Source organism: Saccharothrix coeruleofusca (assembly GCF_014648515.1).
In the GTDB taxonomy this organism is placed as follows: domain Bacteria; phylum Actinomycetota; class Actinomycetes; order Mycobacteriales; family Pseudonocardiaceae; genus Actinosynnema; species Actinosynnema coeruleofuscum.
Genome location: NZ_BMRG01000005.1, coordinates 117,702 through 143,085, shown reverse-complemented (window position 1 = coordinate 143,085; position 25,384 = coordinate 117,702). Strand labels below are relative to the sequence as shown.

The 25,384-nt window shown below is 71.8% G+C and carries 28 protein-coding genes and 1 pseudogene; 6 read left to right on the top strand and 23 right to left on the bottom strand.

The window, feature by feature from the left end; translation table 11 throughout:
* The 9 genes from IEZ00_RS36665 to IEZ00_RS16090 form a co-directional block, all read right to left on the bottom strand.
* The coding region (locus IEZ00_RS36665; RefSeq protein WP_229795780.1) for a 2Fe-2S iron-sulfur cluster-binding protein at nt 1-951 on the bottom strand (951 nt) is incomplete at its 3' end.
* Entirely contained in the window at nt 948-2,240 is a 1,293-nt protein-coding gene (gene nuoF, locus IEZ00_RS16125; RefSeq protein ID WP_189224082.1) for an NADH-quinone oxidoreductase subunit NuoF, read from the bottom strand. The genes IEZ00_RS36665 and nuoF, both read right to left, overlap by 4 nt.
* Before the next feature lie 11 nt (nt 2,241-2,251).
* Nucleotides 2,252-3,052: an NADH-quinone oxidoreductase subunit NuoE gene (gene nuoE, locus IEZ00_RS16120; RefSeq protein ID WP_229795777.1), complete on the bottom strand. Its 801-nt coding sequence runs from the start codon at nt 3,050-3,052 to the stop codon at nt 2,252-2,254.
* Complete coding sequence (locus IEZ00_RS16115; protein ID WP_189224081.1) at nt 3,049-4,443, bottom strand: NADH-quinone oxidoreductase subunit D; 1,395 nt, start codon at nt 4,441-4,443, stop codon at nt 3,049-3,051. Before IEZ00_RS16115 ends, nuoE begins: the two co-directional genes overlap by 4 nt.
* Nucleotides 4,440-5,138, bottom strand: a complete 699-nt coding sequence (locus tag IEZ00_RS16110) for an NADH-quinone oxidoreductase subunit C (RefSeq protein WP_229795842.1) — start codon at nt 5,136-5,138, stop codon at nt 4,440-4,442. The genes IEZ00_RS16115 and IEZ00_RS16110 overlap by 4 nt, the downstream gene beginning before the upstream one ends.
* Before the next feature lie 53 nt (nt 5,139-5,191).
* Nucleotides 5,192-5,740, bottom strand: coding sequence for a NuoB/complex I 20 kDa subunit family protein (locus IEZ00_RS16105; protein ID WP_189224079.1), 549 nt, complete (start codon nt 5,738-5,740; stop codon nt 5,192-5,194).
* Between the two features lie 7 nt (nt 5,741-5,747).
* Nucleotides 5,748-6,113: an NADH-quinone oxidoreductase subunit A gene (locus IEZ00_RS16100; protein WP_189224078.1), complete on the bottom strand. Its 366-nt coding sequence runs from the start codon at nt 6,111-6,113 to the stop codon at nt 5,748-5,750.
* 618 nt (nt 6,114-6,731) lie between these two features.
* Nucleotides 6,732-8,012: a geranylgeranyl reductase family protein gene (locus IEZ00_RS16095; protein WP_189224077.1), complete on the bottom strand. Its 1,281-nt coding sequence runs from the start codon at nt 8,010-8,012 to the stop codon at nt 6,732-6,734.
* A 216-nt stretch (nt 8,013-8,228) separates the two neighbouring features.
* Nucleotides 8,229-8,915 carry a demethylmenaquinone methyltransferase gene (locus IEZ00_RS16090; RefSeq protein WP_189224076.1) on the bottom strand — a complete coding sequence of 229 codons (687 nt, stop codon included), beginning with the start codon at nt 8,913-8,915 and terminating at the stop codon, nt 8,229-8,231.
* A gap of 236 nt (nt 8,916-9,151) precedes the next feature.
* On the opposite strand from IEZ00_RS16090, the gene IEZ00_RS16085 reads away from it, so the two are divergent.
* Nucleotides 9,152-9,979: an inositol monophosphatase family protein gene (locus IEZ00_RS16085; RefSeq protein ID WP_189224075.1), complete on the top strand. Its 828-nt coding sequence runs from the start codon at nt 9,152-9,154 to the stop codon at nt 9,977-9,979.
* 106 nt (nt 9,980-10,085) lie between these two features.
* Here the strand turns inward: IEZ00_RS16085 and IEZ00_RS16080 are convergent, their stop codons facing one another.
* From IEZ00_RS16080 to IEZ00_RS16050, 7 genes are all read right to left on the bottom strand, one after another.
* Nucleotides 10,086-10,556 carry a hypothetical protein gene (locus IEZ00_RS16080; protein ID WP_189224074.1) on the bottom strand — a complete coding sequence of 157 codons (471 nt, stop codon included), beginning with the start codon at nt 10,554-10,556 and terminating at the stop codon, nt 10,086-10,088.
* Nucleotides 10,557-10,663: 107 nt separating this feature from the next.
* A complete protein-coding gene (gene paaE / locus IEZ00_RS16075; protein WP_189224073.1) occupies nt 10,664-11,698 on the bottom strand; it encodes a 1,2-phenylacetyl-CoA epoxidase subunit PaaE in 1,035 nt (344 codons plus the stop codon).
* A complete protein-coding gene (gene paaD, locus IEZ00_RS16070; RefSeq protein ID WP_189224072.1) occupies nt 11,698-12,207 on the bottom strand; it encodes a 1,2-phenylacetyl-CoA epoxidase subunit PaaD in 510 nt (169 codons plus the stop codon). Before paaD ends, paaE begins: the two co-directional genes overlap by 1 nt.
* The gene (paaC, locus tag IEZ00_RS16065) at nt 12,201-13,100 is read right to left on the bottom strand and encodes a 1,2-phenylacetyl-CoA epoxidase subunit PaaC (RefSeq protein ID WP_189224071.1); all 900 of its coding nucleotides are present in this window, start codon (nt 13,098-13,100) and stop codon (nt 12,201-12,203) included. Before paaC ends, paaD begins: the two co-directional genes overlap by 7 nt.
* Nucleotides 13,097-13,381: a 1,2-phenylacetyl-CoA epoxidase subunit PaaB gene (paaB, locus tag IEZ00_RS16060; RefSeq protein ID WP_189224070.1), complete on the bottom strand. Its 285-nt coding sequence runs from the start codon at nt 13,379-13,381 to the stop codon at nt 13,097-13,099. The genes paaC and paaB overlap by 4 nt, the downstream gene beginning before the upstream one ends.
* Nucleotides 13,378-14,313 carry a 1,2-phenylacetyl-CoA epoxidase subunit PaaA gene (gene paaA / locus IEZ00_RS16055; protein WP_189224069.1) on the bottom strand — a complete coding sequence of 312 codons (936 nt, stop codon included), beginning with the start codon at nt 14,311-14,313 and terminating at the stop codon, nt 13,378-13,380. Before paaA ends, paaB begins: the two co-directional genes overlap by 4 nt.
* 42 nt (nt 14,314-14,355) lie before the next feature.
* Nucleotides 14,356-14,844 carry a DUF3592 domain-containing protein gene (locus tag IEZ00_RS16050; RefSeq protein ID WP_229795774.1) on the bottom strand — a complete coding sequence of 163 codons (489 nt, stop codon included), beginning with the start codon at nt 14,842-14,844 and terminating at the stop codon, nt 14,356-14,358.
* A gap of 11 nt (nt 14,845-14,855) precedes the next feature.
* On the opposite strand from IEZ00_RS16050, the gene IEZ00_RS16045 reads away from it, so the two are divergent.
* On the top strand, nt 14,856-16,088 hold the full coding sequence (locus IEZ00_RS16045) for an isochorismate synthase (RefSeq protein ID WP_189224068.1): 1,233 nt from the start codon (nt 14,856-14,858) through the stop codon (nt 16,086-16,088).
* A gap of 7 nt (nt 16,089-16,095) precedes the next feature.
* On the opposite strand, the gene IEZ00_RS16040 is transcribed toward IEZ00_RS16045, so the two are convergent.
* The 3 genes and pseudogenes from IEZ00_RS16040 to IEZ00_RS38125 all read right to left on the bottom strand — a co-directional run.
* A complete protein-coding gene (locus IEZ00_RS16040; RefSeq protein ID WP_189224067.1) occupies nt 16,096-16,281 on the bottom strand; it encodes a DUF397 domain-containing protein in 186 nt (61 codons plus the stop codon).
* 3 nt (nt 16,282-16,284) lie between these two features.
* A complete protein-coding gene (locus IEZ00_RS36660; protein WP_268248733.1) occupies nt 16,285-16,551 on the bottom strand; it encodes a Scr1 family TA system antitoxin-like transcriptional regulator in 267 nt (88 codons plus the stop codon).
* A gap of 259 nt (nt 16,552-16,810) precedes the next feature.
* Nucleotides 16,811-17,011, bottom strand: a pseudogene (locus tag IEZ00_RS38125) (helix-turn-helix domain-containing protein); the annotation flags it as partial.
* A gap of 187 nt (nt 17,012-17,198) precedes the next feature.
* Between IEZ00_RS38125 and IEZ00_RS16030 the strand changes: the two are divergent.
* On the top strand, nt 17,199-17,405 hold the full coding sequence (locus IEZ00_RS16030) for a hypothetical protein (protein ID WP_189224065.1): 207 nt from the start codon (nt 17,199-17,201) through the stop codon (nt 17,403-17,405).
* Nucleotides 17,406-17,461: 56 nt separating this feature from the next.
* Here the strand turns inward: IEZ00_RS16030 and IEZ00_RS16025 are convergent, their stop codons facing one another.
* On the bottom strand, nt 17,462-18,955 hold the full coding sequence (locus tag IEZ00_RS16025; RefSeq protein ID WP_189224064.1) for a M1 family metallopeptidase: 1,494 nt from the start codon (nt 18,953-18,955) through the stop codon (nt 17,462-17,464).
* Between the two features lie 56 nt (nt 18,956-19,011).
* Complete coding sequence (gene menD, locus IEZ00_RS16020; RefSeq protein WP_189224063.1) at nt 19,012-20,652, bottom strand: 2-succinyl-5-enolpyruvyl-6-hydroxy-3-cyclohexene-1-carboxylic-acid synthase; 1,641 nt, start codon at nt 20,650-20,652, stop codon at nt 19,012-19,014.
* Between the two features lie 133 nt (nt 20,653-20,785).
* Here menD and IEZ00_RS16015 point away from each other — a divergent pair, with 133 nt between their 5' ends.
* The 3 genes from IEZ00_RS16015 to IEZ00_RS16005 are packed head-to-tail and all read left to right on the top strand — an operon-like array spanning nt 20,786 to nt 23,793.
* Nucleotides 20,786-21,697 carry a 1,4-dihydroxy-2-naphthoyl-CoA synthase gene (locus IEZ00_RS16015; RefSeq protein WP_189224062.1) on the top strand — a complete coding sequence of 304 codons (912 nt, stop codon included), beginning with the start codon at nt 20,786-20,788 and terminating at the stop codon, nt 21,695-21,697.
* Between the two features lie 5 nt (nt 21,698-21,702).
* On the top strand, nt 21,703-22,872 hold the full coding sequence (gene menE / locus IEZ00_RS16010; RefSeq protein ID WP_189224061.1) for an o-succinylbenzoate--CoA ligase: 1,170 nt from the start codon (nt 21,703-21,705) through the stop codon (nt 22,870-22,872).
* Between the two features lie 48 nt (nt 22,873-22,920).
* Nucleotides 22,921-23,793 (top strand): 1,4-dihydroxy-2-naphthoate polyprenyltransferase, encoded by an 873-nt coding sequence (locus tag IEZ00_RS16005; RefSeq protein ID WP_189224060.1) that lies wholly within the window; start codon nt 22,921-22,923, stop codon nt 23,791-23,793.
* Nucleotides 23,794-23,796: 3 nt separating this feature from the next.
* Here IEZ00_RS16005 and IEZ00_RS16000 read toward each other — a convergent pair whose 3' ends face one another.
* Nucleotides 23,797-24,192, bottom strand: coding sequence for a hypothetical protein (locus tag IEZ00_RS16000; protein ID WP_189224059.1), 396 nt, complete (start codon nt 24,190-24,192; stop codon nt 23,797-23,799).
* 78 nt (nt 24,193-24,270) lie between these two features.
* Nucleotides 24,271-25,365: an L-cysteine desulfhydrase Cds1 gene (gene cds1 / locus IEZ00_RS15995; protein WP_189224058.1), complete on the bottom strand. Its 1,095-nt coding sequence runs from the start codon at nt 25,363-25,365 to the stop codon at nt 24,271-24,273.
* Between the last annotated feature and the right edge of the window lie 19 nt (nt 25,366-25,384).

Sequence of the window (25,384 nt, the reverse complement as noted above, 5' to 3'; positions counted from 1 at the left end):
CGCCTCGGTCCAGGACGACTCGCGCAGCTCGCCGGACTCCCGGTCGCGCACCAGCGGCCGGGTGATCCGGTCGGCGGCGGTGGCGTAGCGGAACGCGAAGCGGCCCTTGTCGCAGGTCCACTCCTCGTTGACCTCGGGCTCGTCGCCCGCCAGCCTGCGCTGCACCTTGCCGCGCCGCCAGTCGGTGCGGGTCGAGCAGCCCGACGCGCAGTGCTCGCACACGCTGGGCGTGGACACCAGGTCGAACGGCCGCGCCCGGAACCGGTACGCGGCGCTGGTCAGCGCGCCCACCGGGCAGATCTGGATGGTGTTGCCGGAGAAGTAGCTCTGGAACGGCTTCTCCTGCGCCACACCGATCTGCTGCTGCGCGCCGCGCTCCAGCAGCTCGATGAACGGGTCGCCCGCGACCTGCGCGGAGAACCGGGTGCAGCGCTGGCACAGCACGCACCGCTCGCGGTCGAGCAGCACCTGCGTGGAGATCGGGATGGGCTTGGGGAAGGTCCGCTTGCGCTCGTGGAAGCGGGAGTCCGCCCGGCCGTGCTTCATCGCCTGGTTCTGCAGCGGGCACTCGCCGCCCTTGTCGCAGATCGGGCAGTCCAGCGGGTGGTTGATCAGCAGCAGCTCCATCACGCCCTGCTGCGCCTTGTCCGCCACCGGCGAGGTCAGCTGGGTCTTGACCACCATGCCGTCGGCCACGGTCATGGTGCAGGAGGCCTGCGGCTTGGGCATGGGCCGCCCGCCCATCTCCACCTCGACCAGGCACTGCCTGCACGCGCCCGCCGGGTCCAGCAGCGGGTGGTCGCAGAACCGCGGCACCACGATGCCCAGCCGCTCGGCGGTCCGGATGAGCAGCTCGCCCTTGGGCGCGACGACCTCCACGCCGTCGATGACGAGCTTCACGTGGCCCTCGGGGACCACGACCTCCGAGCTCTTGTCAGGGGCGATCGTCATGCGCTTGCTCCCGCCAGTTCGGTGGCCTCGTACTTGGCGTTCTGGTCGCACAAGGCCAGGAACTCGTCCTTGAAGTACTTGATGCCGCTGGTGATCGGGCTGACCGCGCCGTCACCCAGGGCGCAGAACGAGCGACCCAGGATGTTGTCGCAGACGTCGAGCAGCGTGTCGATGTCGCTGGGGGTGCCCTCGCCGCGCACCATCCGCTGCAGGATCTGCACCAGCCAGTAGGTGCCCTCGCGGCACGGGGTGCACTTGCCGCACGACTCGTGCTTGTAGAACTCGGTCCACTTCATGACCGCCCACGGCACGGACACGGTCTCGTTGAACACCTGCACGGCGGTGGTGCCCAGCATCGAGCCCGCCTCGGCCGCGCCCTCGAAGTCCAGCGGCACGTCCAGGTGCTCGGCGGTGAACAGCGGGGTGGACGAGCCGCCCGGCGTCCAGAACTTCAGCGGGATGCCGTCCTTCATGCCGCCCGCCAGCTCCAGCAGCTGCCGCAGCGTGGTGCCCATCGGCGCCTCGTACTGGCCGGGCTTCTCCACGTGGCCGGAGATCGAGTAGATCTTCGGTCCGGGCGAGCGCTCGCGGCCCATGGTGCGGAACCAGTCCGCGCCGCCGTTGACGATGTAGGGGACGCTGGCGATGGTCTCCACGTTGTTGACCACGGTCGGCGAGGCGTACAGGCCCGCGGTGGCCGGGAACGGCGGCTTGAGCCGGGGCTGGCCCCGGCGGCCCTCCAGCGAGTCCAGCAGCGCGGTCTCCTCGCCGCAGATGTAGGCGCCCGCGCCCGCGTGCACCACCACGTCGAGGTCGAAGCCGCTGCCCAGGATGTCCTTGCCCAGGTAGCCCGCCGCGTAGGCCTCCTTGACCGCCGCGTTGAGCCTGCGGATGCAGTGCAGCACCTCGCCGCGCACGTAGATCGCGGCGAAGTTCGCCCGGATCGCGTACGAGGTGATGATGATGCCCTCGATCAGCGAGTGCGGGTCGGCCATCATCAGCGGGATGTCCTTGCAGGTGCCCGGCTCGCCCTCGTCGGCGTTGATGACGAGGTAGTGCGGCTTGCCGTCGCCCTGCGGGATGAAGCCCCACTTCATGCCGGTGGGGAAGCCCGCGCCGCCGCGACCGCGCAGCCCGGAGTCCTTGCACTGCTGGATGATCTGGTCGGGGTGGGCGGCCAGCGCCTTGCGCAGCGCCGTGTACCCCTCCAGCTGCTCGTAGGTCTTCAGCGTCCACGAGCGCGGCGACAGCCAGCGCTTGGTCAGGACGGGAGTCAGTTGGTCGACCACGTCACCCTCCCCTACTTCTTCTCCGGCAGCGGCGGGAACTCCGCGTGGTCCGGCATGGCCGGGGCGGTCCACCCGCGCTCGGCGGCGATCCTGGCCCCGCGAACGGTCTCCGGCGCGGCCGACGGGCCGTCCAGGTCCGCCTCCCGCCCCTCGAAGAAGCCCGCGAGCTGGAGCTCGGCCTGCCGGAAGTCGGTCAGCGGCGCGCCTCGGGTGGGGTTCGGCTTCTCCCCCGCCTGCAGCGCCTTGACCAGCTCCAGCGCCTTCTCCGGCGTCTGGTTGTCGAAGAACTCGTAGTTGACCTGCAGCACCGGCCCCAGGTCGCACGCGGCCAGGCACTCGGCGTGCTCCAGGGTGATCGAGCCGGGCGCGCCCGGCTCGCCCGAGGTCTCCTCGTGGCCCAGCGGCTTGCCGTCGCTGCCCAGGTGCTCGCGCAGCTTGGCGTAGATGGCGTCACCGCCCAGCGCCGCGCACAGCGTGTTGGTGCACACGCTGACCAGGTGCTCGCCGCAGGGGCGGCGCTTGTACATGGTGTAGAAGGTGGCCACCGCGCTGACCTCGGCCGCGGTCAGGTCCAGCAGGTCCGCGCAGAACGCGATGCCCGCCTGGCTGACGTGGCCCTCCACCGACTGCACCAGGTGCAGCATCGGCAGCAGCGCCGAGCGCGGCACCGGGTAGCGCGCGATGATCTCCCGCGCGCGCTGCTCGGTCAGCTCGTCGAACACGCTGGTGTCGGCGGGGGTCTCCTGGACCAGCCGCTGCGTCTCGACGGGGTCCAGCGGCGAGGCCGCGTAGACCTCTTCGGAAGTGCTCATCGGTCACAACCACCCATCACCGGGTCGATAGAGGCCACCGACGCGATGACGTCGGCGACCATGCCGCCCTCGCACATCGCGGGCATCGACTGGAGGTTCACGAAGCTGGGTTCGCGCACGTGCACGCGCATCGGCCGGGTGCCGCCGTCGGAGACCAGGTGGTAGCCCAGCTCGCCGCGCGGCGACTCGATCGGCACGTACACCTGGCCCGGCGGGACCCGGAAGCCCTCGGTGACCAGCTTGAAGTGGTGGATCAGGGACTCCATGGACTGGCCCATGATCTTGCGCACGTGCTCCAGCGAGTTGCCCATGCCGTCCGGGCCGATGGTCAGCTGCGCGGGCCAGGCGATCTTGGCGTCCTCCACCATGACCGGGCCGGGGGCCAGCTTGTCCACCGCCTGCCGGATGATCTTGAGCGACTGGTGGATCTCCTCCACCCGCAGCCGGTAGCGGGCGAACGAGTCGGCCTCGGTGGCCGTGGGCACCTCGAACTCGTACTGCTCGTAGCCCGAGTACGGCTCGACCTTGCGCAGGTCCCACGGCAGGCCCGCGGAGCGCAGCACCGGACCGGTCACGCCCAGCGCCAGGCAGGCGTCCACCGGCAGGTAGCCCACGCCCGCCAGGCGGTTGCGCCAGATCGGCTGGCCGGTGAGCAGCTTGTCGTAGTCCGGCAGCCGGGAGTCCATCACCCGGATGAACTCGCGGATGCGGTCCTCGGCGCCCTGCGGCAGGTCCTGCGCCACGCCGCCGGGGCGGATGAAGGCGTGGTTCATCCGCAGGCCGGTCAGGAACTCCAGCAGGTGCAGCACTTCCTCGCGCTCGCGGAAGCCGGCGGTCATGCCGGTCAGCGCGCCCAGCTCCATGCCGCCGGTGGCCAGCGCCACCAGGTGCGAGCTGATCCGGTTGAGCTCCATCAGCAGCACCCGGATGACCTGGGCGCGCTGCGGCGCGGTCACGCCCAGCAGCTTCTCCACCGCCAGGCAGTACGCGGCCTCGTTGTGCAGCGGCGCCAGGTAGTCCATGCGCGTCACGAACGTGACGCCCTGGGTCCAGGTGCGGTACTCGCAGTTCTTCTCGATGCCGGTGTGCAGGTAGCCGATGACGCTGCGGGCCTGGGTGACGGTCTCGCCCTCCAGCTCCAGCACCAGCCGCAGCACGCCGTGCGTGGACGGGTGCTGCGGGCCCAGGTTCATGACGATGCGCTCGTCGCCCGCCGCCTCGGCCAGCACCTCGTCCCAGTCGCCGCCGGTGACCGTGTAGACCCGGCCCTCGGTGGTCTCGCGGGACTCGGCGTAGGGGTCGCCGCCCTGGTTGGCGTCGTACGAGTCGCTGTCACGGCCGGGACCGCTGGTGTCGGTGCCCGTGGTGACGTCGGAAAGCCGTTCGCTCATGAGTAGGACCGCCTCTGGTCTGGCGGGGGGATCTCCGCGCCCTTGTACTCCACCGGGATGCCGCCGAGCGGGTAGTCCTTGCGCTGCGGGTGGCCGTCCCAGTCGTCCGGCATGAGGATGCGGGTCAGCCCAGGGTGGCCGTCGTAGACGATGCCGAACATGTCCCAGGCCTCGCGCTCCTGCCAGTCCGCCGTCGGGTAGACCGCGACCACGCTGGGCACGTGCGGGTCGTCCAGCTCGACCGCGACCTCCAGCCGGATGCGCCTGCGGTAGGTCATCGAGGTCAGGTGGTAGACCGAGTGCAGCCGCTGCGGGGCCTCGGGGCCGTAGTCCACGCCGGAGACCGAGCTGCACAGCTCGAACCGCAGCGCCGGGTCGTCGCGCAGGATGCGGGCGACCTCGACCAGGTGCTCGCGACGCAGGTAGAAGGTGATCTCGCCGCGGTCGACGGTGATCTGCTGGACCGTGTCGGCGGGCAGGCCCCGCTCCCGGATCGCGGCCAGCAGCTCGTCGGCGACCTCGTCGAACCAGCCGCCGTAGGGGCGCTCCGAGGGCGCGGCCACGTGCGCGGGCAGCTTCAGGCCGCCGAAGCCGGAGGTGTCGCCGCTGCCGGACACGCCGAACATGCCGGTGCGGTTGCGCCCCGCGACCACGCCGCCGCGCTCCAGGTGCTCCTCGTGCTCGGCCTCGCCCATGCTCGCCGAGCTGAGCGCCTCGGGGTGCTTGTTGTCGTCGTCAGCCATGCCGCTCACTTCTTCGCAAAGCGCTGGGAGGACGGGATGAGCTCGGTGCGGTGGCCCTGCTCGGCCAGCAGCGCGGCCCTGGTCGGCCCCAGCGGCTCGTCCATGATCTTCGCGTGGATCTTGAGGATCGCGTCCATCAGCATCTCCGGCCGCGGCGGGCAGCCCGGCAGGTACATGTCGACCGGCACGACGTGGTCCACGCCCTGCACGACCGCGTAGTTGTTGAACATGCCGCCGCTGGAGGCGCACACGCCCATGGCGAGCACCCAGCGCGGCTCGGGCATCTGGTCGTAGATCTGGCGCAGCACCGGCGCCATCTTGTTGGTCACCCGGCCCGCGACGATCATCAGGTCGGCCTGGCGCGGCGAGGCGCGGAAGACCTCCATGCCGAACCGCGCGAGGTCGTAGCGCGGGCCGCCGGTGGTCATCATCTCGATCGCGCAGCAGGCCAGGCCGAAGGTGGCAGGCCACAGCGAGGACTTGCGGGTCCAGTTGACCAGCTTCTCGACGCTGGTCAGCAGGATGCCGTTGGGGAGCTTCTCCTCGAGACCCATGATTCCCTCAGTTCCAGTCCAGGCCGCCGCGACGCCACACGTAGGCGTAGGCGAAGCCGACCGTCGCGATGAACAGGGCGATCTCCACCAGGCCGAACAGGCCGAGCCGGTTCGCGGAGACCGCGAAGGGGTAGAGGAACACCATCTCGATGTCGAACAGGATGAACAGCATCGCCGTCAGGTAGTAGGCGACCGGCATCCGGCCGCCGCCCACGATCGGCTGCGGCGACGGCTCGATCCCGCACTCGTAGGCGTCGAGCTTGGCCCGGTTGTAGCGGCGGGGGCCGATGTAGGGCGCGGCCGTCACCGAGAACAGCGCGAACGCCGCGGCGAGGGCGAACATCAGTACGAGGGGGAGGTAGGGGTCAAGCACGCTCCGTCGTCCTTTCCTCGCTGTCACGGCGCTGTGAACCGCTGACTGTTGCGCACCCTAAAGGGTGTTCTTGCCGCCTCCGGAAGTTAGGCGGGCCTAACAATCCGCAGGTCGCTTGTGAAACACTTCACAAGCCATCCCACTCGGTTGTGAAGTGATTCACAAGACCGCCAGCTAGTGTAGAACGTCACACAGAGGCCTGACGCACACCCCCGGCTATGTGCCTGACCTGCGGGTTCAACGGTGTGCGACGGGGCTCACAGCAGCCCCCGGACGCCCCCCGCCCGCCGGTCACGATGATGATCACCACCAGTGCGCCCGCATTAGTCCGTTCAGGTGAGCACGCCAGTCGGTCCGCGTCTCATTTCGCAGCGGTATCCGCAGCCCGTTTATCTGGTGATTGTCGAAAATGGCGAATTCCCGGACGATGCCGCCGAGGGGCGCGTCTGCGCAGCTCAACGGCCTGCGCGAAGGTGCGGCGGATCACCTGGGCAAAGGCGGCGCCGAGTGGCCTGGGACACGTCCGAAACGACTGCGGAACGTGAGGATCGGTCAAAAAAGATCGACCGGACCGGTGGTCCGCTCAGGCGGGCCACCGGTCCGGTCGCGCGGTCCCGCTCAGGCCGTGGGGGCCAGCTTCGTCGCGGCGGTGATGACGCGGTCGAACGCGTCGCCGTCCTTCGGGTCGTACAGCCCCGCCAGCAGCTTGAGCACCAGCCGCATCAGCGTCTTGCGCGGCAGCCCGTACTTGGTGGCGGTGCGCATGATGGTGGGGTTGCCGATCAGCTTGCTGAAGATGTTGCCCAGCCGGTAGTAGCTGCCCAGCGCCTGCTCGATGCGCACCGGGTAGCCGTGCAGCGCCCGCTCCCGGCTCGCGCCCTCCGGCCTGGCCAGCGCCTGCACCACGCTCTCCGCGGCGATCCTGGCCGACTCCATCGCGTAGCCGATGCCCTCGCCGTTGAACGGGTTGACCATGCCGCCCGCGTCGCCCACCAGCAGCAGGCCGTCGCGGTAGTGCGGCTTGCGGTTCAGGCCCATCGGCAGCGCCGCGCCGCCGATCCGGCTGGTCGCGTTCTCCTCGCGGAAACCCCACTCCTCCGGGGTGCCGTCCAACCACGACCGCAGCAGCGCGCGGTAGTCGGTGGTGCCGTACGCCTTGGACGTGGACAGGATGCCCAGGCCGACGTTGACCGTGCCGTCGCCCATGCCGAAGATCCAGCCGTAGCCGGGCAGCAGCACGTCGTTGGCGCGGTCCCACAGCTCCAGGTGCGACTCCAGGTAGTCGTCCTTGGTGCGCGGGCTGGCGTAGTAGCGGCGGACCGCCACGCCCATCGGCTTGGCGTCGTCCTTCTGGATGCCCACCGACAGCGCCAGCCGCGCGGACACCCCGTCGCAGCCCAGCACCAGCGGCGCGCGGTAGGTCACCGGCTTGCGGTCGGGGCCGACCTTGGCGGTGACGCCGACCACCCGGCCGCGCTCGACCACCGCGCCGGTGACGTTGGTCTGCTCCAGCAGCCGGGCGCCCGCCTGCTGCGCGGTGCGGGCGAGCATCTCGTCGAAGTCCTGGCGCGGGCGCACCACGCCGTAGGGCGGGAACGTGGCCAGCTCCGGCCAGTCCAGCTCCAGCGTGACGCCGCCGCCGACCACCCGCAGGCCGCGGTTGTGCAGCCAGCCCGCCTCCTCGCGGGTGTCGATGCCCAGGTCGATGAGCTGCTTGACGCCGCGCGGGGTGAGCCCGTCGCCGCAGACCTTCTCGCGGGGGAAGCTGCCCTTCTCCAGCAGCAGCACGTCCAGGCCCGCGCGAGCCAAGTAGGTGGCCGCGGTGGAGCCCGCCGGGCCCGCGCCCACCACGATCACCTCGGCGTCCTCGCCTGCCTTGCGGCGGCTGGGAGTCGTCATCCCCGCTCCTTGTGCACGTGTTCACAAAGTCCAGGCGCGAGTCTACTTGCGCCCGATAACACCACCCACCTGCTCACGCCCACTCCAAGGCGCCTGCAAGTACTACCCGACACCCCCTCCGGGGGCCGCTATCCACCACCCGACCCCCACCCGTCCCACCGGATCAGGTGACGCACCCCGGGACCACCGCGCGAGGCCGCCCCGGCGGCGCGGCGATCAGGGCTTCGTGGCGCGGTGCAGCGCGACCATGCCGCCGGTGAGGTTGAACCAGGCCACGTCCTCCCAGCCCGCCTTGGCGATGATCTCGCCGAGGGCCCGCTGGTCCGGCCACGCGCGCATCGACTCGGCCAGGTAGTGGTACGCCTCCGGGTTGGATGACACGAACCGGCCGATGAAGGGCAGGATGCGCAGCAGGTAGCGCATGTAGACGTACCGGAACGGGCGGAACGTGGGCGTGGAGACCTCGCAGATCATCAACCGCCCGCCGGGCCGCACCACGCGGGCCATCTCGCGCAGCGCGGCCTCCGTGTCGGAGAAGTTGCGCAGCCCGAAGGACACCGTGACCGCGTCGAACGCGCCGTCGGCGAAGGGCAGGTGCAGCGCGTCGGCGGCCACCTTCGGCACCGGCCGGTGCGCCCCGCCCCGCAGCATCCCCAGCGAGAAGTCAGCGGCCACGCACCACGCGCCCGAGGACGCGTACTCGACCGTCGACACGGCCGTGCCCGCCGCCAGGTCCAGCACCTTCTCCCCCGGCCGGGTGTCCAGCACCCGCCTGCTCCACTCCCGCCAGCGCCGGTCGAACCCCAGTGTCATGACCGAGTTCGTCCGGTCGTAGCCCTTGGCCACGCCGTCGAACATCTCGGCGACCTCGCGGGGGTTCTTGTCCAGACCTGCACGCGCCATGGGGGAAGACTAGGTGACGCCCCGCGAGCCCGGCACACCGCGCGCGTCACGCGCCCGAGCACGGCGAGCCGCGTCCCCGATCGGTGCCGGAACGCGCGATTCACGGGATGATGAGTCCACGCGGGCGTGACAACTCGGGGAACGGCCGCCCAAATCCGCGCGTCAGGGGCGACGTTGGCCCCCGCTTCACCTGGAGGACGTGTCTCGGACACCGAGGGCGGTGACACTAATGCGGCATGACCGTCTTGTCGTCCCGACCCGTCCAGCCCGTCGACCCCGCGCTGGTGTCGATAGCGCTCGAAGTCGCGGGAGGTCTGGCCAACGACGCCTCCGACGTCATCATGGCCACCGCGGGCCGAGGCGCCAGGCCGGGCGCCGAGGACGGCTCGCCGTTCGACTGGGTCACCGACACCGACCGCACCCTGGAGCGGCACACCCGGCGCGTGCTGGCCAAGGAGTTCCCCACCATCCCGGTGTTCTGCGAGGACTCCGACGCCGGGGTGACCGGGGACGCCGAGTACCGCTGGGTGGTCGACCCGGTGGACGGCGGCGCGAACTACGTGGCCGGGATGCCCTGGTGCGCCTACAGCCTGGCGCTGGTGGACCGCTGGGGGCCGGTGGTCGGCGTGGTGGCCGACCCGTACCGGGCGCAGATCTACGCGGCGGCGCGGGGGCGCGGGATGCGCGCCAACGGGATGCCGGTGAAGCTGCCCGACCGGGCGCGCAGCTCGATCGTGTGCACCGAGATGACGCGCACCGGGCCGTGGCCGGGGATGGGCGAGTTCATCTCCCACGCGGCGGCGGCGGGTACCTGGGTGCGCGTGCTGGGGTCCAAGGCGCTGGCCGTGGCGCAGGTGGCGCTGGGGCACGCGGCGGCGGCCGTGCTGCACACCTACCACGAGTGGGACGTCGCCGGAGCGGTGGCGCTGGCCGTGGAGTCGGGCGCGACGGTGCTGGACCGGCGGGGCGCGGACGCGCCGCTGCCGGTGGACGGGCTGCTGGTGGCCATGCCGGAGGTGGCCGAGGAGGTGCTGGGCTGGTGGCAGTCCTCGACGAGCCGGTAGACGGCGCTGCTCCGAATGCACTACAGTGATCCTCGCCAGCCCCAATAGGGGCTGGAAGTGAACCCGGTTCACCGGCCGGACGACCGGTTGCCGGGTTTCGCGCTGTCTAGGACCGATTCAGGTCGATCACCCCGTCGAGCAGGCCGCTCACCCGACGCCGCCAATCACCGCCTGCCCCGTAGCACCAGGCGAGCGCGTCGCTGATCCACAACACGGGGTCTTCAGCAGGCTTGAAGTGCGCGTAGCTCAACCCACCGCCCGCTTTCCGAACAGCACCCGCGAGGACTCTCCGGTCCTCGGCGTCCTGATGCTGGCAGCTTTCGAGGACCAGCCGGGACACCCCGCGATCGACCAGGTGGGGCACCACGTCGGTGAGCCACACCTGTCGCGCCCGCACGTCGTTGCTCTCGCGGCAGTGCCAGATCAGTCCTCGCAAACCGAAATCCTCGATCCTGCTGAGCACCTCGCGACGACGGCGATCCCCCTCGTCGTTGAAGTGGACCCGGCGTTGTCCGGGCTTGGTCAGCCGCCGCATCGCGCACCGCGTGACGTCGAGCTTCCTGATCGGAACGATCACGACCGCGACCAGGTAGGTGGAGCCCCGACGGGACTCGTCGAGGAAAGCGTGCCAAGACATGCCGAAGATGATCCCTTAGGAGCATTCACATACTCCATTCGGCTCAATCAGGCGTCGAAGTCGACCGTCACCCGTGGGGTGGCGGGCACCGACTGGCAGGTCAGCACGAAGCCCGCCGCGACCTCCCCCGGCTCCAGCGCGTAGTTGCGCCGCATGTCCACCGCGCCCTCGGTGACCAGCGCCCGGCACGTCCCGCACACCCCGCCCTTGCAGGCGAACGGCAGGTCCGAGCGGACCCGCTGGGCCGCGTCGAGGATCGGCACGTCGGCGGGCAGCGGCACCGGGGTGCTGCGGCCGTCCAGCACGACCGTGCCCTGCGAGGCGGCCTCCAGCACGCGCTCGGGCCTGCGCGGCGGGGGCGGCGGCTCGTCGACGTAGAACAGCTCGTGGTGCACGCGCGACGGGTCGACCCCGCGCGCGGCCAGCACCGACTGCGCGTCCCGGACCAGCCCGTACGGCCCGCACAGCCACCATTGCTCGACGTCGGCCGCGGGCACCACGGTGTCCAGCAGCGTCGACAGCTTCGCCGCGTCCAGGCGACCGCTGAACAGCTCCACGTCGCGCGGCTCGCGGGAGAGCACGTGCACGAGCTGGAACCGCGCCGGGTAGCGGTCCTTCAGGTCCGCCAGCTCCTCGGCGAACATCACCGTGTCCGTGCGCCGGTTGCCGTACAGCAGCGTCACGCGCGCCCCCTGGGCCAACGCGGTGCCCGCGATGGACAGCGCGGGGGTGATGCCCGAACCCGCGACCACCAGGCCGTGGTGGTCGCCGGAGGACGGCGTGAAACGGCCTTGCGGGGGCTGCACCTCCAGCACGTCGCCGGGTTGCACGCGGTCCACCAGGTGCACCGAGAACAGCCCGCCCTCCACCCGCCGCACGCCGATCCGCAGCGGCGCGCCGACGGGCGCGCAGATCGAGTACGACCGGCGCTCGTCGCCGCTGCGCAGGGTCACGTGCTGGCCCGCCCGGAACGCGAACTGCCCGGCCAGCTCGGGCGGCACGTCGAAGGTGATCGCCGCGGCGTCGTCGCAGAGCCGGTCGACGCGGGCCACGGTCAGCTTGTGGAACTCGTTGCGCGCCATCAGATCTCCTTGACGTGCTCGAACGGCTCCGCGCAGTCCTCGCAGCGGCGCAGGGCCTTGCACGCGGTGGCGCCGAACCGGGACAGCTCGGTGGTGCGCGGCGACCCGCAGCGCGGGCACGGCACCCGCCGCGACGGCGGCGCCAGGTTCAGCGGCACCGGTCCGGCGGCGCGGGGCCCCAGGCGCGACGGCGGCGCGATGCCCGCCTCGCGCAGCTTGCGCAGCCCGTCCTCGGTGATCCAGTCGGTGGTCCACGCCGGGTGCAGCGACGTGCGCACCTCGACCTCGGCGAAGCCCGCCCGGCGCAGCGCGCGGCGCAGGTCCGCGCCCATCTCCTCGACCGCCGGGCAGCCGGAGTAGGTGGGGGTGATGGTCACCACGACCCGGCCGTCCCGCTCCACCACCTCGCGCAGCACACCCAGGTCCGCCAGGGTCAGCACGGGCAGCTCGGGGTCGCGCACCCGCGCCGCGACCTCCCGCGCCGTCACCCCTGGTGGCGCGGTCACCACTTCGCCCCCGGCAGCGACCGGTGCAGGTGCTGCATCTCGGCGAGCAGGTAGCCCATCGCCTCGGTGTGCACGCCGTCGCGCCCGGCCTTGCCCGCCACCCGCGCGGCGGGCGCGGCGTCGGGCAGCTCCAGCCCGGCCGCCCGGCACACCTCGGCCAGCACGTCCTCCACCTCGGAGCGCAACCCGGCCGGGTCCACGGCCACGCCCGGCAGCCGCAGCTCCACGGGGTGCGCGGTGAACAGCTCGTCCAGGAACGGCCACACCCGGTGCAGCCCGGCGCGCATCCGGCGGTGCGACTCCTCCGTGCCGTCGCCGAGCCGCACGGTCCACTGCGCCGCGTGGTCGCGGTGGTAGGCCAGCTCTTTGAGCCCCTTGGCGGCGACCGCCGCCAGCACCGGGTCGGCGCTGCCGCGCAGCCGCGAGTACTGGGCGAGCTTCCACGACGAGAACACCAGCAGCCGCGCGATGGTGGTGGCGAAGTCGCCGCCCGCGAACGGGCCGCACTCGATCTCGGCCAGGTGCACGTTGCGGAACTCGCGCTCGTCGCGCAGGTAGGCCAGGGCGTCCTCGTCCCGCCCCGCGCCCTCGACCTCGCCCGCGCGGGTCAGCAGCAGCCGCGCCTGCCCGAGCAGGTCGAGCGCGATGTTGGCCAGCGCCACGTCCTCCTCCAGCTCGGGGGCGCGCGAGCACCACTCGGCCAGCCGCTGGGACAGCACCAGCGCGTCGTCGCCCAGCATCAGGCAGTACGCGGTGAGATCGGCCCGGTCCACGTCGGGGACGGCGCGGTCCACGCCCGCCAGCGGTTCGTGGAAGCCCGTGCCGAACGCCCAGTGCGCGTCCTCCTGGTCGACCAGCCCGTCGTAAACGCTGTCGGTGGCGTTGTCGGCGTTCATAGGTGCGGCACGTCCTCGGGGATCGCGTAGAACGTGGGGTGCCGGTAGACCTTGTCGCCGCTGGGCTGGAAGAACGGGTCCTTCTCGTCCGGTGACGACGCGGTGATCGCCTCCGCGGGCACGACCCAGATCGACACGCCCTCGTTGCGCCGGGTGTAGACGTCGCGCGCGTTGCGCAGGGCCATCTCGGCGTCGGGCGCGTGCAGCGAGCCGACGTGCACGTGGTTGAGCCCGCGCTTGCCGCGGACGAAGACCTCCCACAGCGGCCATGAAGAGCTCACGCGACCTCCTCCCGCCTTCCTGCCTGCTTGGCGGCGTGCGCCGCGGCGGCCTGCCGCACCCACTCGCCGTCCTCGTGGGCCTTGCGCCGGTGCGCGAGGCGCTGCGCGTTGCACGGCCCGTTGCCGCCGACCACCTGCCAGAACTCCCGCCAGTCCGGCTGGCCGAAGTCGTAGTGGCCGCGCTCGGCGTTCCACCGCAGCTCGGGGTCGGGCAGCGTGACGCCCAGCTTCTCCGCCTGCGGCACGGTCATGTCGACGAACTTCTGCCGCAGCTCGTCGTTGGTGTTGCGCTTGATCCGCCACGCCATCGACCGCTCGGTGTTGGCGCTCTCCGCGTCCGGCGGGCCGAACATCATCAGTGACGGCCACCACCAGCGGTCCACCGACTCCTGCACCATGGCGCGCTGCGCGTCGGTGCCGGACATCATCGTCATCAGCAGCTCGTAGCCCTGCCGCTGGTGGAAGGACTCCTCCTTGCAGATGCGGATCATGGCCCGCGCGTAGGGGCCGTAGGAGGTCCGGCACAGCGGCACCTGGTTGCAGATGGCCGCGCCGTCGACCAGCCAGCCGATCACGCCGACGTCGGCGTAGGACAGCGTCGGGTAGTTGAAGATCGACGAGTACTTCTGCTTGCCGTCGATGAGCTTGTCGGTCAGCTCGCCGCGGTCGGCGCCCAGGGTCTCGGCGGCGGCGTAGAGGTAGAGGCCGTGGCCCGCCTCGTCCTGGACCTTGGCCAGCAGGATCGCCTTGCGCCGCAGCGAGGGCGCGCGGCTGATCCAGTTGCCCTCCGGCTGCATCCCGATGATCTCGGAGTGGGCGTGCTGGGCGATCTGCCGGATCAGCGTCCTGCGGTAGCCGTCGGGCATCCAGTCCCTCGGCTCGACGCGCCGCTCGGCGGCGACGGCGCGCTCGAACTCGGCCTCCAGGTCCATGAGGCCGATGTTACACCCGAGACGCCGTTCGCGGGATAACTGTCACAAAGGACGTCGGCGGAGCCACCACACCAGCGGCCCCAGCACCGCCCACACCGCCAGCAGGAACGTCCCCACCGGCAGCAGCGCCAACCGCGCCGTGCGGCCCGCCACCCGCGCCAACTCGGTGTTGTCGGTGTCGTACTCGATGCGCACCAGCTGTCCCGGAGCCAACCCCTCCGGGTAGAGCACGCCCTGCGACGGGCTGTGCACCGCGCCGTCCGGCGTGGCGAAGCGCACCACCGTGCGCTGCAGCGAGACCGACACCACCTCCGCGGTGGCCCGGCCCAGCCGCGCCTCGATGGCCTGGTCGTCCCGCCAGCAGGCCACCAGCAGCAGCACGCCGACGAGCGTGATCACCCCGCCGACGACCAGCAGCGCCCGAGCGGCCAGCCGACGCACCCGCCCGGCCACCCCGGTCCGCACTGCGTTGTCCACCACAACTGAGGAGTCTAGGGCTGGCCGGCGGCGGAATCTCAGCCTCGACTCCATACCCTCGACCCGTGACCTCAGCTCCTGCCTCCCGGATTCGCCAGCGGCTGCGCGTGCGCACCCGACCGGTCACGGGCGGCGGCCTGCTGCGCAGGCTGCCCGACCCGCAACGCGCGCTGGCCTGGGTCCGCGACGGCGAAGGGCTGGTCGGCTGGGGAGAGGCGGCGCGGTTCGAGGTCTCCGGCCCCGACCGGTTCGCCGAGGCCGACCGCTGGTGGCGGGAGTTCACCGCCGAGCTGGACGTCACCGACGAGCTGGGCGTGCCGGGCAGCGGGCCGGTCGCGTTCGCCAGCATGGCCTTCGCCGACGAGCCGGGGCGCTCGGTGCTGGTGGTGCCGCGAGTGGTGGTCGGCCGCCGCGACGGCCGCGCCTGGGTGACCACCATCGGCGAGGGCGAGGAGACGCCGGTGGTGTCGCCCGTCACGCGCCCCTCCACCGTCCGCTACGCCGACGGGCAGCTGCCGGTGACCGCCTACCGGGAAGCGGTCCGCGAAGCGGTGGCCCGGATGCGCGCGGGCGAACTGGCCAAAGTGGTGCTGGCGCACGACCTGCTGGCCGTGGCCGACACCGCCATCGACCACCGGTTCGTGCTCAACGGCCTGGCCAGGCGGTACCCGGAGTGCTGGGTGTACGCGGTGGACGGGCTGATCGGGGCCACCCCGGAACTGCTGCTGCGGCGCACCGGCCCGATGGTCGACTCGCGCGTGCTGGCGGGCACCACCTGGCCGCACGACGGCGTGGGCGACGACGAACTGGCGCGGGCGCTGCTGTCGTCGGGCAAGAACCGCGACGAGCACGAGTACGCGGTGGCGTCGCTGGTGGACACGCTGAGCCCGTTCTGCACCACCATGTCGGTCGACGGCCCGTCGGTGCTGCGGCTGCCGAACGTGTCGCACCTGTCCAGCGACGTGATCGGCACGCTGCGCGGCGACCCGTCGCTGCTGCGCCTGGGCGAGGCGCTGCACCCCACGGCCGCCGTCGGCGGCACACCGCGCGCCGAAGCCGTGGCGCTGATCCGCGCCCTGGAGGGCATGGATCGAGGCCGCTACGCGGGCCCGGTCGGCTGGATCGACGGCAACGGCGACGGCGAACTCGGCATCGCGCTGCGCTGCGCCCAGGTCGACGGCCGCACCGCGCGGCTGTTCGCGGGCTGCGGCCTGGTGGCCGAGTCCGACCCGGACACCGAGGTGCGCGAGGCGCACGCCAAGATGCTGCCGGTCCGGGAGGCCCTGGAAGGCGTGTGAGCCCCGGTCACCGCCCGTTCTTCAGGGCGGTGACGAAAGACGACCACGCCACCGGACCCACCCGGAGCACACCACCGCCGGGGTTCTTCGAATCCCGCACGCCCACGCCGTGTCCGGCGACGATCCGGCACTCCACGCACTGATCACCGCCCGCGTTGCTGCGGCTGCTCTTGAACCAACCGGTGTCGTTCATCGATCAGCCCTCCGGTTTGCCTCGAATGAGGTCGAGTGAAGCCTCGTGGTCGCGGGCGAGCCCCTGGACCTTCTTGAAAGCCCGCGACAGGGTCGCCGTGTCGGCCTTGTCGTCGAAGTAGGTCGACGGTCCGTAGGTGGTCGGGGCGAAGGCGACATCGGGTGCGGTGCCACCGAAATCCAGCACGGTCAACCCGCCGTGACGAACTCCAACCGCTTGGGTTCGTCGGCACCCAGCACTCGGGTTTGGCGCTCCCCGCGGAACGCACACCGATCTCGCGTCTCGACCTCCGACTCCCAGAACACACCCGCGCCGCCGGCCATGATGGACCGGATGCAGCCGGGGGACTGGAGGAGTCCGGCACTACACCCGGCTCGTACGAGCGGATCGCCACCGCGTCCGCTTCCAGGTCCGCGAGCCGTTGGAACGAGCCGGGCAGCGTGTCGGTGCAGGGCTGCGGATCGGCCGCGCTGCGGCGCAAGCGCTTCCGCGCTCGTGCGCCGAGTTCCAGGATGGTCGCGCGCTCGGCGTCGGGCACGTCGAGGTAGTCCATGACGCGCGACAACTCGTCGGCGCTGAGCGTGGCGACGCCGTCTTCGACCTTGCTGATCCGCGAGTCGCTGCGGCCGATCGTCGCCCCCACTTCGGCTTGCGAGACGCCCTTGAGGCTCCGGTAGCGCTTGAGCGACAAGCCGCGCTGTCGTCGCTCCAAGGTCTGCCGAGCGCCCATGAGTCGAAGCCTCCACGTGGTCGCGTGCTGCGGGAAGTGATCCACTCGATCTGGCGGCTGCCTCAAAGAGAAGTTTCCTCTTAGGCTTCGCCCATCTGCCATTCGGTAGCCGATCAACTACAGCAGGTGGAGCATAGTCACCCGCCATCCGGACCTGGCGAGGGCTCCGGACGCCGAGGAGTCGAACGTGATCAAGAGCAACGGGACCAGCGTCGAGGCGTGGGTGTCGGTGACCGGGAGCTGCCCGATCACCTGCGACGTCGGCGACAGCCGGGCGCAGGTCCGGTTCGGCTCCGAGCAGTCGTTCGCGCTGGAAGTGCTCTTCACCGAGGACGCACTGGAAGACCTGGTCCGCACGGCGCAGCAGGCACTGCGCACCATGCGGAGCAGCTGAGCCGCAAAGGGCACGGGGGCCACTTCGCCGCGGCGAAGTGGCCCCCGTGCAGTCGCTCAGTGACCCGCGGCCAGCAGCTCGTGGGTCTCCTTGATCTTCTGCCGCGACTTGGGCTCGGCCACCGCGGCCCGCGCGGAGAACTCACCGTCGCGCCCCGGCGCGGCGGCGGGCTTGCTCGGGGTGAACAGCCAGGTCTTGAACAGCTCGTCCAACTGCTCCCCGGACACCTTCTCGGCGAACGCGATGAACTCCTCGACGCTGGCGTTGCCGTACCGCTTGTGGGCGGTCCAGCCCTTCAGGATCGAGAAGAAGTCCTCGTCGCCCACGGCCACGCGCAGCGCGTGCACGGCCAGCGCGCCCCGGTCGTACACCGCGCCGTCGAACTGGTTCTCCGGACCGGGGTCGCCCGGCAGGACGGTCCAGAACGGGTGATCCGCGGCGTAGAGGTCGTAGATGAACTCGGCGTTCTCCTGCGCGGTGCCCTCACCGACGTGCTCCGACCACAGGAATTCCGCGTAGCTGGCGAAGCCCTCGTTGAGCCAGATGTCCTTCCATCCGTGCACCGACACCGAGTCGCCGAACCACTGGTGCGCGTTCTCGTGCGCCACGACGTAGGTGTTCGTGCCGCGCCGGAAGAACGCGGGATCGTAGGTGGAGCGGGTCTGGTTCTCCAGCGCGAAGCCGATGCCCGGCGTGACCACGCCGCCCTGCGCCTCGAACGGGTAGGGCCCGAACTTCTCCTCCAGGAACTCCACCACCTCGGACGTGCGCTCGACGCTGGCCTTGGCCGCTCCGGCGTCCTCGCCCAGCCGCTCGGAGTAGGCGTTGATCACCGGCTGCCCGTTGGGCGCGGTGGAGCGCCGGATCTCGAACTGGCCGATCGCGATGAACGCCAGGTAGGTGGTCTGCGGCTTCAGGCTGCGCCACCACCAGCGGGTCCAGCCGTTGATCTGCTTGGTGGTGCCGTTGAAGATGCCGTTGGACAGCACCTCCACGCCGTCCGGCACGGCCACCGACACGTCGAAGGTGGCCTTGTCGGTCGGGTGGTTGTTGCTCGGGAACCACCACGGCGCGATGTCGGGCTCGTCGATGGCCAGCGCGCCGTCCGGGATGCGCTTCCAAGCGGTGAAGCCGCCCAGCGAGCGGCTCGACGGGACGTCGGAGTAGGTCACCACGATCGTCAGGTCGCTGCCCTCGCGCAGCGTGCCCTTCGGGTCGACGACCAGCTCGCCGTCGGCCTGGGTGAAGGAGGCGACCTTGTTGTTGACCCGCACCGAGCTGGCCTTGAGCACGAAGTCCAGGTTGAACCGGTTCAGGTCCTGGGTGCTCCTGGCCAGGATCGTGGTCGTGCCGGACAGGTTGTCGGTGGCGGGCTGGTAGTTCAGCCGGATGTCGTAGTGGGACACGTCGTACCCGCCGTTGCCCGCGTTCGGGTAGTACGGGTCGCCGATCCCCGGCGCTCCGGGCTGCTTGGCTGCGGCGGTGCCGGCGAGCAGCAGCAGGGATGCCGCGGCGGCGGTGCCGGTCGTGAGCTTCGCTCTCAGGGACATGGGGGGACGCTAACCACGGAATGCGCGGCGCTGTACCCCCGTCAGTAGGTTCCTGGTTATTGGAACGCGGCCGACAAAGCGCTTGACACGACCGACTTCAACCGCGCGTGGAGATCGCGCAATCCGGTACGTTCCGCCCGAATTTCCACGACCTTGATTCCGCCCGCGTGCGCGAGTTCGCGCCCCAATGCGGCGGCGTTGTCGACCAGCGCGTGCGGCACGTGGTGCGCGGCGCACAAGGCGGCCAGGTCGACGCCGTGGGGGGTGCCGAAGACGCGCTCGAAGCTCGCGGCGTGCTCGGGGCCGCCCTGCTCCAGCAGCGCGAAGATGCCGCCGCCGTCGTCATTGAGCACCACCACGGTCAGGTCGGGGCGCGGCTCGTCGGGGCCGATGAGCAGACCGTTGGTGTCGTGCAGGAACGTCAGGTCGCCGATCAGCGCGCAGGTCGGGCCCGCGGTCAGCGCGATGCCCACGGCGGTGGAGACGCTGCCGTCGATGCCCGCGGTGCCGCGGTTGGCGTAGGTCCTCAGGTGCGGCCCGGCCGTGGCGGCGAGGTCGACGTCCCGGATGGGGTTCGAGGAGCCGACGAACAGGTTGGTGCCCGGCCGCAGGAGCGCCACCAGGTCGCGGGCCACGTGCAGGCCGGTCGGCCACGACCGCTCGGCCAGCAGGTCGGCCACCGCGGCGACGGCGGTCTTCTCGGCCAGCCGCCAGCCCGCCAGCCAGTCCGGGTCCACCTCGTGCTCGCCCAGCGCGAGCGCGGTGGAGGCGTGCGTGGCGGCGAACTGCGGGTCCGGCCAGTTCGGGTCCTGGGAGATGACGTGCACCACGGGGGTGGCGGCGATCAGGCGCTGCACGCCCCTGGAGAGGGTGGCGCGGCCCACCACCACCACGGCGTCGGGCTTGAGCCTTTCCGGCAGCTCGCCCGCGTTGAGCAGCAGCGAGCCGTGCGCGAGGCCGCGGACGGCGGCGGTCGGCTCCGCCACCACCGGCCAGCCCGCCCGCTCGGCCAGCTCGGCCACCTCGCGGTCGTCGGTGTCGCCCAGCACGACCAGGGTGCGCGGGCCGAGGTGGTCGGCGGGGTGCAGCGAGGAGGTGGCGCGGGTGGCCACGCGCGTCCAGGGCATCCCGAACGGGCGGCCCTCCAGCGGTTCCACCCAGTCGCCGGGTTCGGGCACCAGCGGCTCCCTCAGCGGCACGTTGACGTGCACCGGGGCGTTCTCGCGGGCGGCGGCGACGGCGCGGCAGACCAGGGAGCGCCACAGCGCGTTCTGGCCCGCGCGGCGCTCGGCGACGGGCAGGTCGAGGGTGTCCACGCCGAAGATGCCGTGCTGGTCCACGGTCTGGCTGGCGCCGGTGCGGTGCAGCTCGACGGGGCGGTCGGCGGTGAGCGCGATGAGCGGGACGCCCGCGTGCCTCGCCTCCAGCACGGCGGGGTGGAGGTTGGCCACGGCGGTGCCGGAGGTGCAGGTCACGGCGGTGACCTGGCCGCTGCCCCTGGCCAGGCCGAGGGCCAGGAAGCCCGCGCTGCGCTCGTCGACGCGCACGTGCAGGGTGAGCCGTCCGGCGACCGCGGCCTCGTGCAGGGCGAAGGACAGCGGGGCGTTGCGCGATCCGGGGCTCAGCACGACGTGCCTGACGTCGTTGCGGATCAGCTCGTCGACGAGCACCCTCGCCTGCGCGGTGGACGGGTTCACCTCGCCATTGTCACCCAACACGACCAGGTGACTTCCCTTGCGCCTTCGAACAGGTGTTCGAAGAATGGGTTCATGACACCGACACAGCGCCCTCGGACCGCTCCGAAGCCTTCGCGGGCATATTGTCCGTACCGTGGCAGACCAGGCAGTTTCCGAGCTGTTCGACCCGTCCGCGTGGCAGCCGGTGGCGGGCTTCGACTTCACCGACATCACCTACCACCGGGCGGTGGACCAGGGCACGGTGCGCATCGCGTTCAACCGCCCCGAAGTGCGCAACGCCTTCCGCCCGCACACCGTGGACGAGCTCTACCGCGCGCTGGACCACGCGCGGATGAGCTCCGACGTGGGGTGCGTGCTGCTGACCGGCAACGGCCCTTCCCCTCGGGACGGCGGCTGGGCGTTCTGCTCGGGCGGCGATCAGCGCATTCGCGGTCGCAGCGGCTACCAGTACGCCTCCGGCGACACGGCCGACACCATCGACCCGGCGCGGGCGGGCAGGCTGCACATCCTGGAGTGCCAGCGGCTGATCCGGTTCATGCCGAAGGTGGTCATCGCCGTGGTGCCGGGCTGGGCGGCGGGTGGCGGCCACAGCCTGCACGTGGTGTGCGATCTCACGCTGGCCAGTGAGGAGCACGCCAAGTTCAAGCAGACCGACGCGGACGTGGGCAGCTTCGACGGCGGTTACGGCAGCGCGTACCTGGCACGGCAGGTCGGGCAGAAGTTCGCCAGGGAGATCTTCTTCCTCGGCCGGACCTACAGCGCGGAGGAAATGCACCGCATGGGCGCGGTGAACGCGGTCGTGCCCCACGCCGAACTCGAATCGACCGCCCTGCAGTGGGCGAAGGAGATCAATGGCAAGTCCCCGACCGCGCAGCGAATGCTGAAGTACGCCTTCAACCTGATCGACGACGGTTTGGTGGGCCAGCAGTTGTTCGCGGGCGAAACAACGCGGCTGGCGTACATGACCGACGAGGCGGTCGAAGGGCGGGACGCATTCCTGGAGAAGCGCGCTCCCGACTGGTCGAACTACCCCTACCACTACTGACCGCCATGGCGACCCTCGACGACCTCCGCGCCGCCCTGGCGGGCCACACCGTCGTGGACCTCACGGCCGCCCCGCCCTCGCGGGCGGACAGGGCGGTGCCGCCCACCGGCGACCGGGAGCCCACCGGTGACCGGGAGCCCACCGGCGACCGGGAGTGGGAACGGCACGCCGCCTTGGCCGTGCCGACCTCCGGCTCCACCGGGGAGGCCAAGGCGGTCCTGCTCTCGGCCGACGCCTTGCGGGCTTCGGCCGAGCTGACCCACCGCAGGCTGGGCGGTCCCGGCACCTGGCTGCTCGCGCTGCCCACCACCCACATCGCGGGCGTGCAGGTCCTGGTCCGCTCGCTGGTCGCGGGCACCGAGCCGGGCGTCATGGACCTGAGCCCCGGTTTCCGGGCCACCGGGTTCGCCGCCGCCGCGCGGCCGGTGCTGGCCGTGCCGGGCAGGCACTACACCGCGCTCGTGCCGACCCAGCTCGCCCGGCTGGTCGCCGCCGACGGGCCGGGTCTGGCGGCGTTGCGGCGGTTCGACGCGGTGCTCATCGGCGGCGCGGCCACCCCGCCTTCGCTGCTGGCGCGGGCGCGCGGGCTCGGGGTGAACGTCGTGACGACGTACGGCATGAGCGAGACGGCGGGCGGCTGCGTCTACGACGGGGTGCCGCTGGGCGGTGTCCGGGTGCGCCTGGACGGGGGTCGGGTCGAGCTGGCGGGTCCGGTGCTGGCGCTGGGCTACCGGGGCGGGGAGCGGTTCGGCGAGTGGTTCCGCACCGGTGACCTGGGCAGGCTCGGCCCGGACGGGGCGCTGGAGGTGTTGGGGCGCGCGGACGACGTCATCGTCACCGGCGGGGAGAAGGTGCCGCCGGTGCTGGTGGAGCGGGTGCTCACCGCCCAGCCGGGGGTGCTGGAGGTCTGCGTGGTCGGGTTGCCGCACCCGGAGTGGGGGCAGGTGGTCGCCGCCGCGGTGGTGCCCGCCGACCCGGCCGCGCCGCCGGACCCGGACGGGCTGCGGGAGGCCGTGCGGGCGGCGGTGGGGCGCTCCGCCGCGCCCAAGTCCGTGGCGTTCCTGCCGCGCCTGCCGCTGCGCGGCCCCGGCAAGGTCGACCGCACGGCCGTGGCCACCGCCCTGGCCACCGCCCTGACCACCACCCCGGCCACCGCCCACCACCCCCAGCCCTGACCCCACCTGCGGGCGGGGCGTCGCGGGCCATGTCGGAGGATGAGCGGCATGGCCACGCTCGCCCAGTGGATCTCGGGGACCCGCCCGCGCACCCTGCCCAACTCCATCGCCCCCGTGCTGGTCGGCGCGGCCGCCGCGCACCACATCGACGAGTTCGACCCGCTCCGGTCCGCGCTGGCGCTGCTGGTGTCGGTCGCGCTCCAGATCGGCGTGAACTACGCCAACGACTACTCCGACGGAATCCGCGGCACCGACGCCGACCGGGTGGGCCCGTTCCGGCTGGTCGGGTCGGGGGCCGCCAACCCCAAGGCGGTGCGCACCGCGGCGTTCGCGGCGCTGGGCGCGGGGGCCGTGGTGGGCCTGGTGCTGGTGGCGCTGTCGGGGTACTGGTGGCTGATCGCGTTCGGCGCGGTGTGCATCGCGGCGGCGTGGTTCTACACCGGCGGCAGCAAGCCCTACGGGTACGCGGGGCTGGGCGAGGTCGCCGTGTTCCTGTTCTTCGGTCCCGCCGCCGTGCTGGGCACGCTCTACGTGCAGACCGGCGAGGTCACCGGCATCGGCATCGGCGGGGCCATCGCGATGGGCGCGTTCTCCACCGCCGTGCTGGTCGCCAACAACCTGCGGGACATCCCGACCGACGCGGTCTCGGGCAAGCGCACGCTGGCCGTGGTGCTGGGCGACCGGGACACCCGCAGGCTCTACCTGGCGCTGGTGGCCGTGCCGTTCCTGATCACGCTGGCCTTCGGCCTGCGCGAGCCGCTGGCGCTGCTGGGCCTGCTGGCCCTGCCGCTGACCGCGCTGGGGGCGCGCCGGGTCGCCAGGGGCGGCAAGGGCCGGGAGCTGATCCCGGTGCTGCGCGACACCGGGCTGGCGATGCTGCTGTGGGCGGTCGTGGTCGCCGTCGCCCTGGCGCTGGGGTAGCGCCTACCAGGCGTCCTCGGTGAACGACATCGGCTCCTCGTCGTCGGCGCGCCGGGGCTCGGGTCGCCGCGCGGGCTCGGGCTGCTCGCCCCGGCACAGCGCGGCCAGCCGGTCGCGGTCGGCTTCCAGGGCGGCCCGCACGCCCTGGTCGCCCGCCGCCTCGCCCATCAGCACCTGCCGCCAGCTCAGCTCGCCTCGGGCGATGCGCCGCTGCAACGCCTGCAACGCGGGCGAGGCCTCATTGGACTTGGCGAACGCCATCACCCGGCGGACGTCCTCGGCCGAGGGCTCGCGGACCAGGCGGCGGGCGGCTTCCCGCACGGACCGCTCGGCGTCCGCGGCGGCCCTGGCCAGCACCTCCTCCGCGGTCAGCACCTCCGCAGTGCGCCACGCGCTCACGTGCCACCCCTTCCGACACCGACACGTCGATCCCGGTTCGACGCGGCGGCCCCGGTCGGCGTTCCCGCGGGTTCCCGGTCAGCCCGACCAGGTGCCGGTGGCGCGGAACCGGGTCAGCGTCGCCAGGTGCGGCGACAGGTCCATGCCCTGCCCGGCCACCCAGTCGTCGTCGTAGTAGGTGTTGGAGTAGCGCTCGCCGCCGTCGCACAGCAGGGTGACCACGCTGCCGCGCTGGCGGGAGGCCCGCATCTCGGCGATGAGCTGGAAGGCGCCCCACAGGTTGGTGCCGGTCGAGCCGCCGACGCGCCGCCCGAGCAGCTGCTCGACGTGCCGGATGGTGGCCACGGACGCCGCGTCGGGCACCTTGATCATCCGGTCGATGACCTGGCCGATGAACGACGGCTCCACGCGCGGCCTGCCGATGCCCTCGATCCGCGAGCCCTCGGTGCCGACCAGGGTGGGGTCGCCCGCGCGCCAGGCGTCGAAGAACACCGAGTGCTCGGGGTCGACCACGGCCAGCCGGGAGCGCAGCTTGCGGTAGTGGATGTAGCGGCCGATGGTGGCGCTGGTGCCGCCGGTGCCCGCGCCGACCACGATCCAGTCCGGTTCGGGCGCGGCCTCCAGCGCCATCTGCTGGAAGATCGACTCGGCGATGTTGTTGTTGCCGCGCCAGTCGGTGGCCCGCTCGGCGTGGGTGAACTGGTCCATGAAGTGCCCGCCCAGCTCGGCGGCCAGCCTGCGGGACTCGTCGTAGATCGCGCCGGGCTCGTCGACGAAGTGGCACTGGCCGCCCTGCCGCTCGATCAGCGCGACCTTCTCGCGGCTGGTGGATCGGGGCATGACGGCGATGAACGGCAGGCCGAGCAGGCGCGCGAAGTACGCCTCGGAGACCGCCGTGGACCCCGAGGACGCCTCGATCACCGGGGTGCCGCCGACCACCCAGCCGTTGCAGATGGCGTAGAGGAACAGCGAGCGCGCCAAGCGGTGCTTGAGCGAGCCGGTGGGGTGGGTCGACTCGTCCTTGAGGTACAGGTCGATGCCCCACTCCGGCGGGAGCGGGAAGTGCAGCAGGTGCGTGTCGGCGCTGCGATTGGCGTCCGCTTCGATGATGCGGACGGCCTCGCAGACCCATTCCCTGGTGCGGGAGCAACATCGGTCTACCGAAGTGGTCACGCCGGCACGATACTTCTGC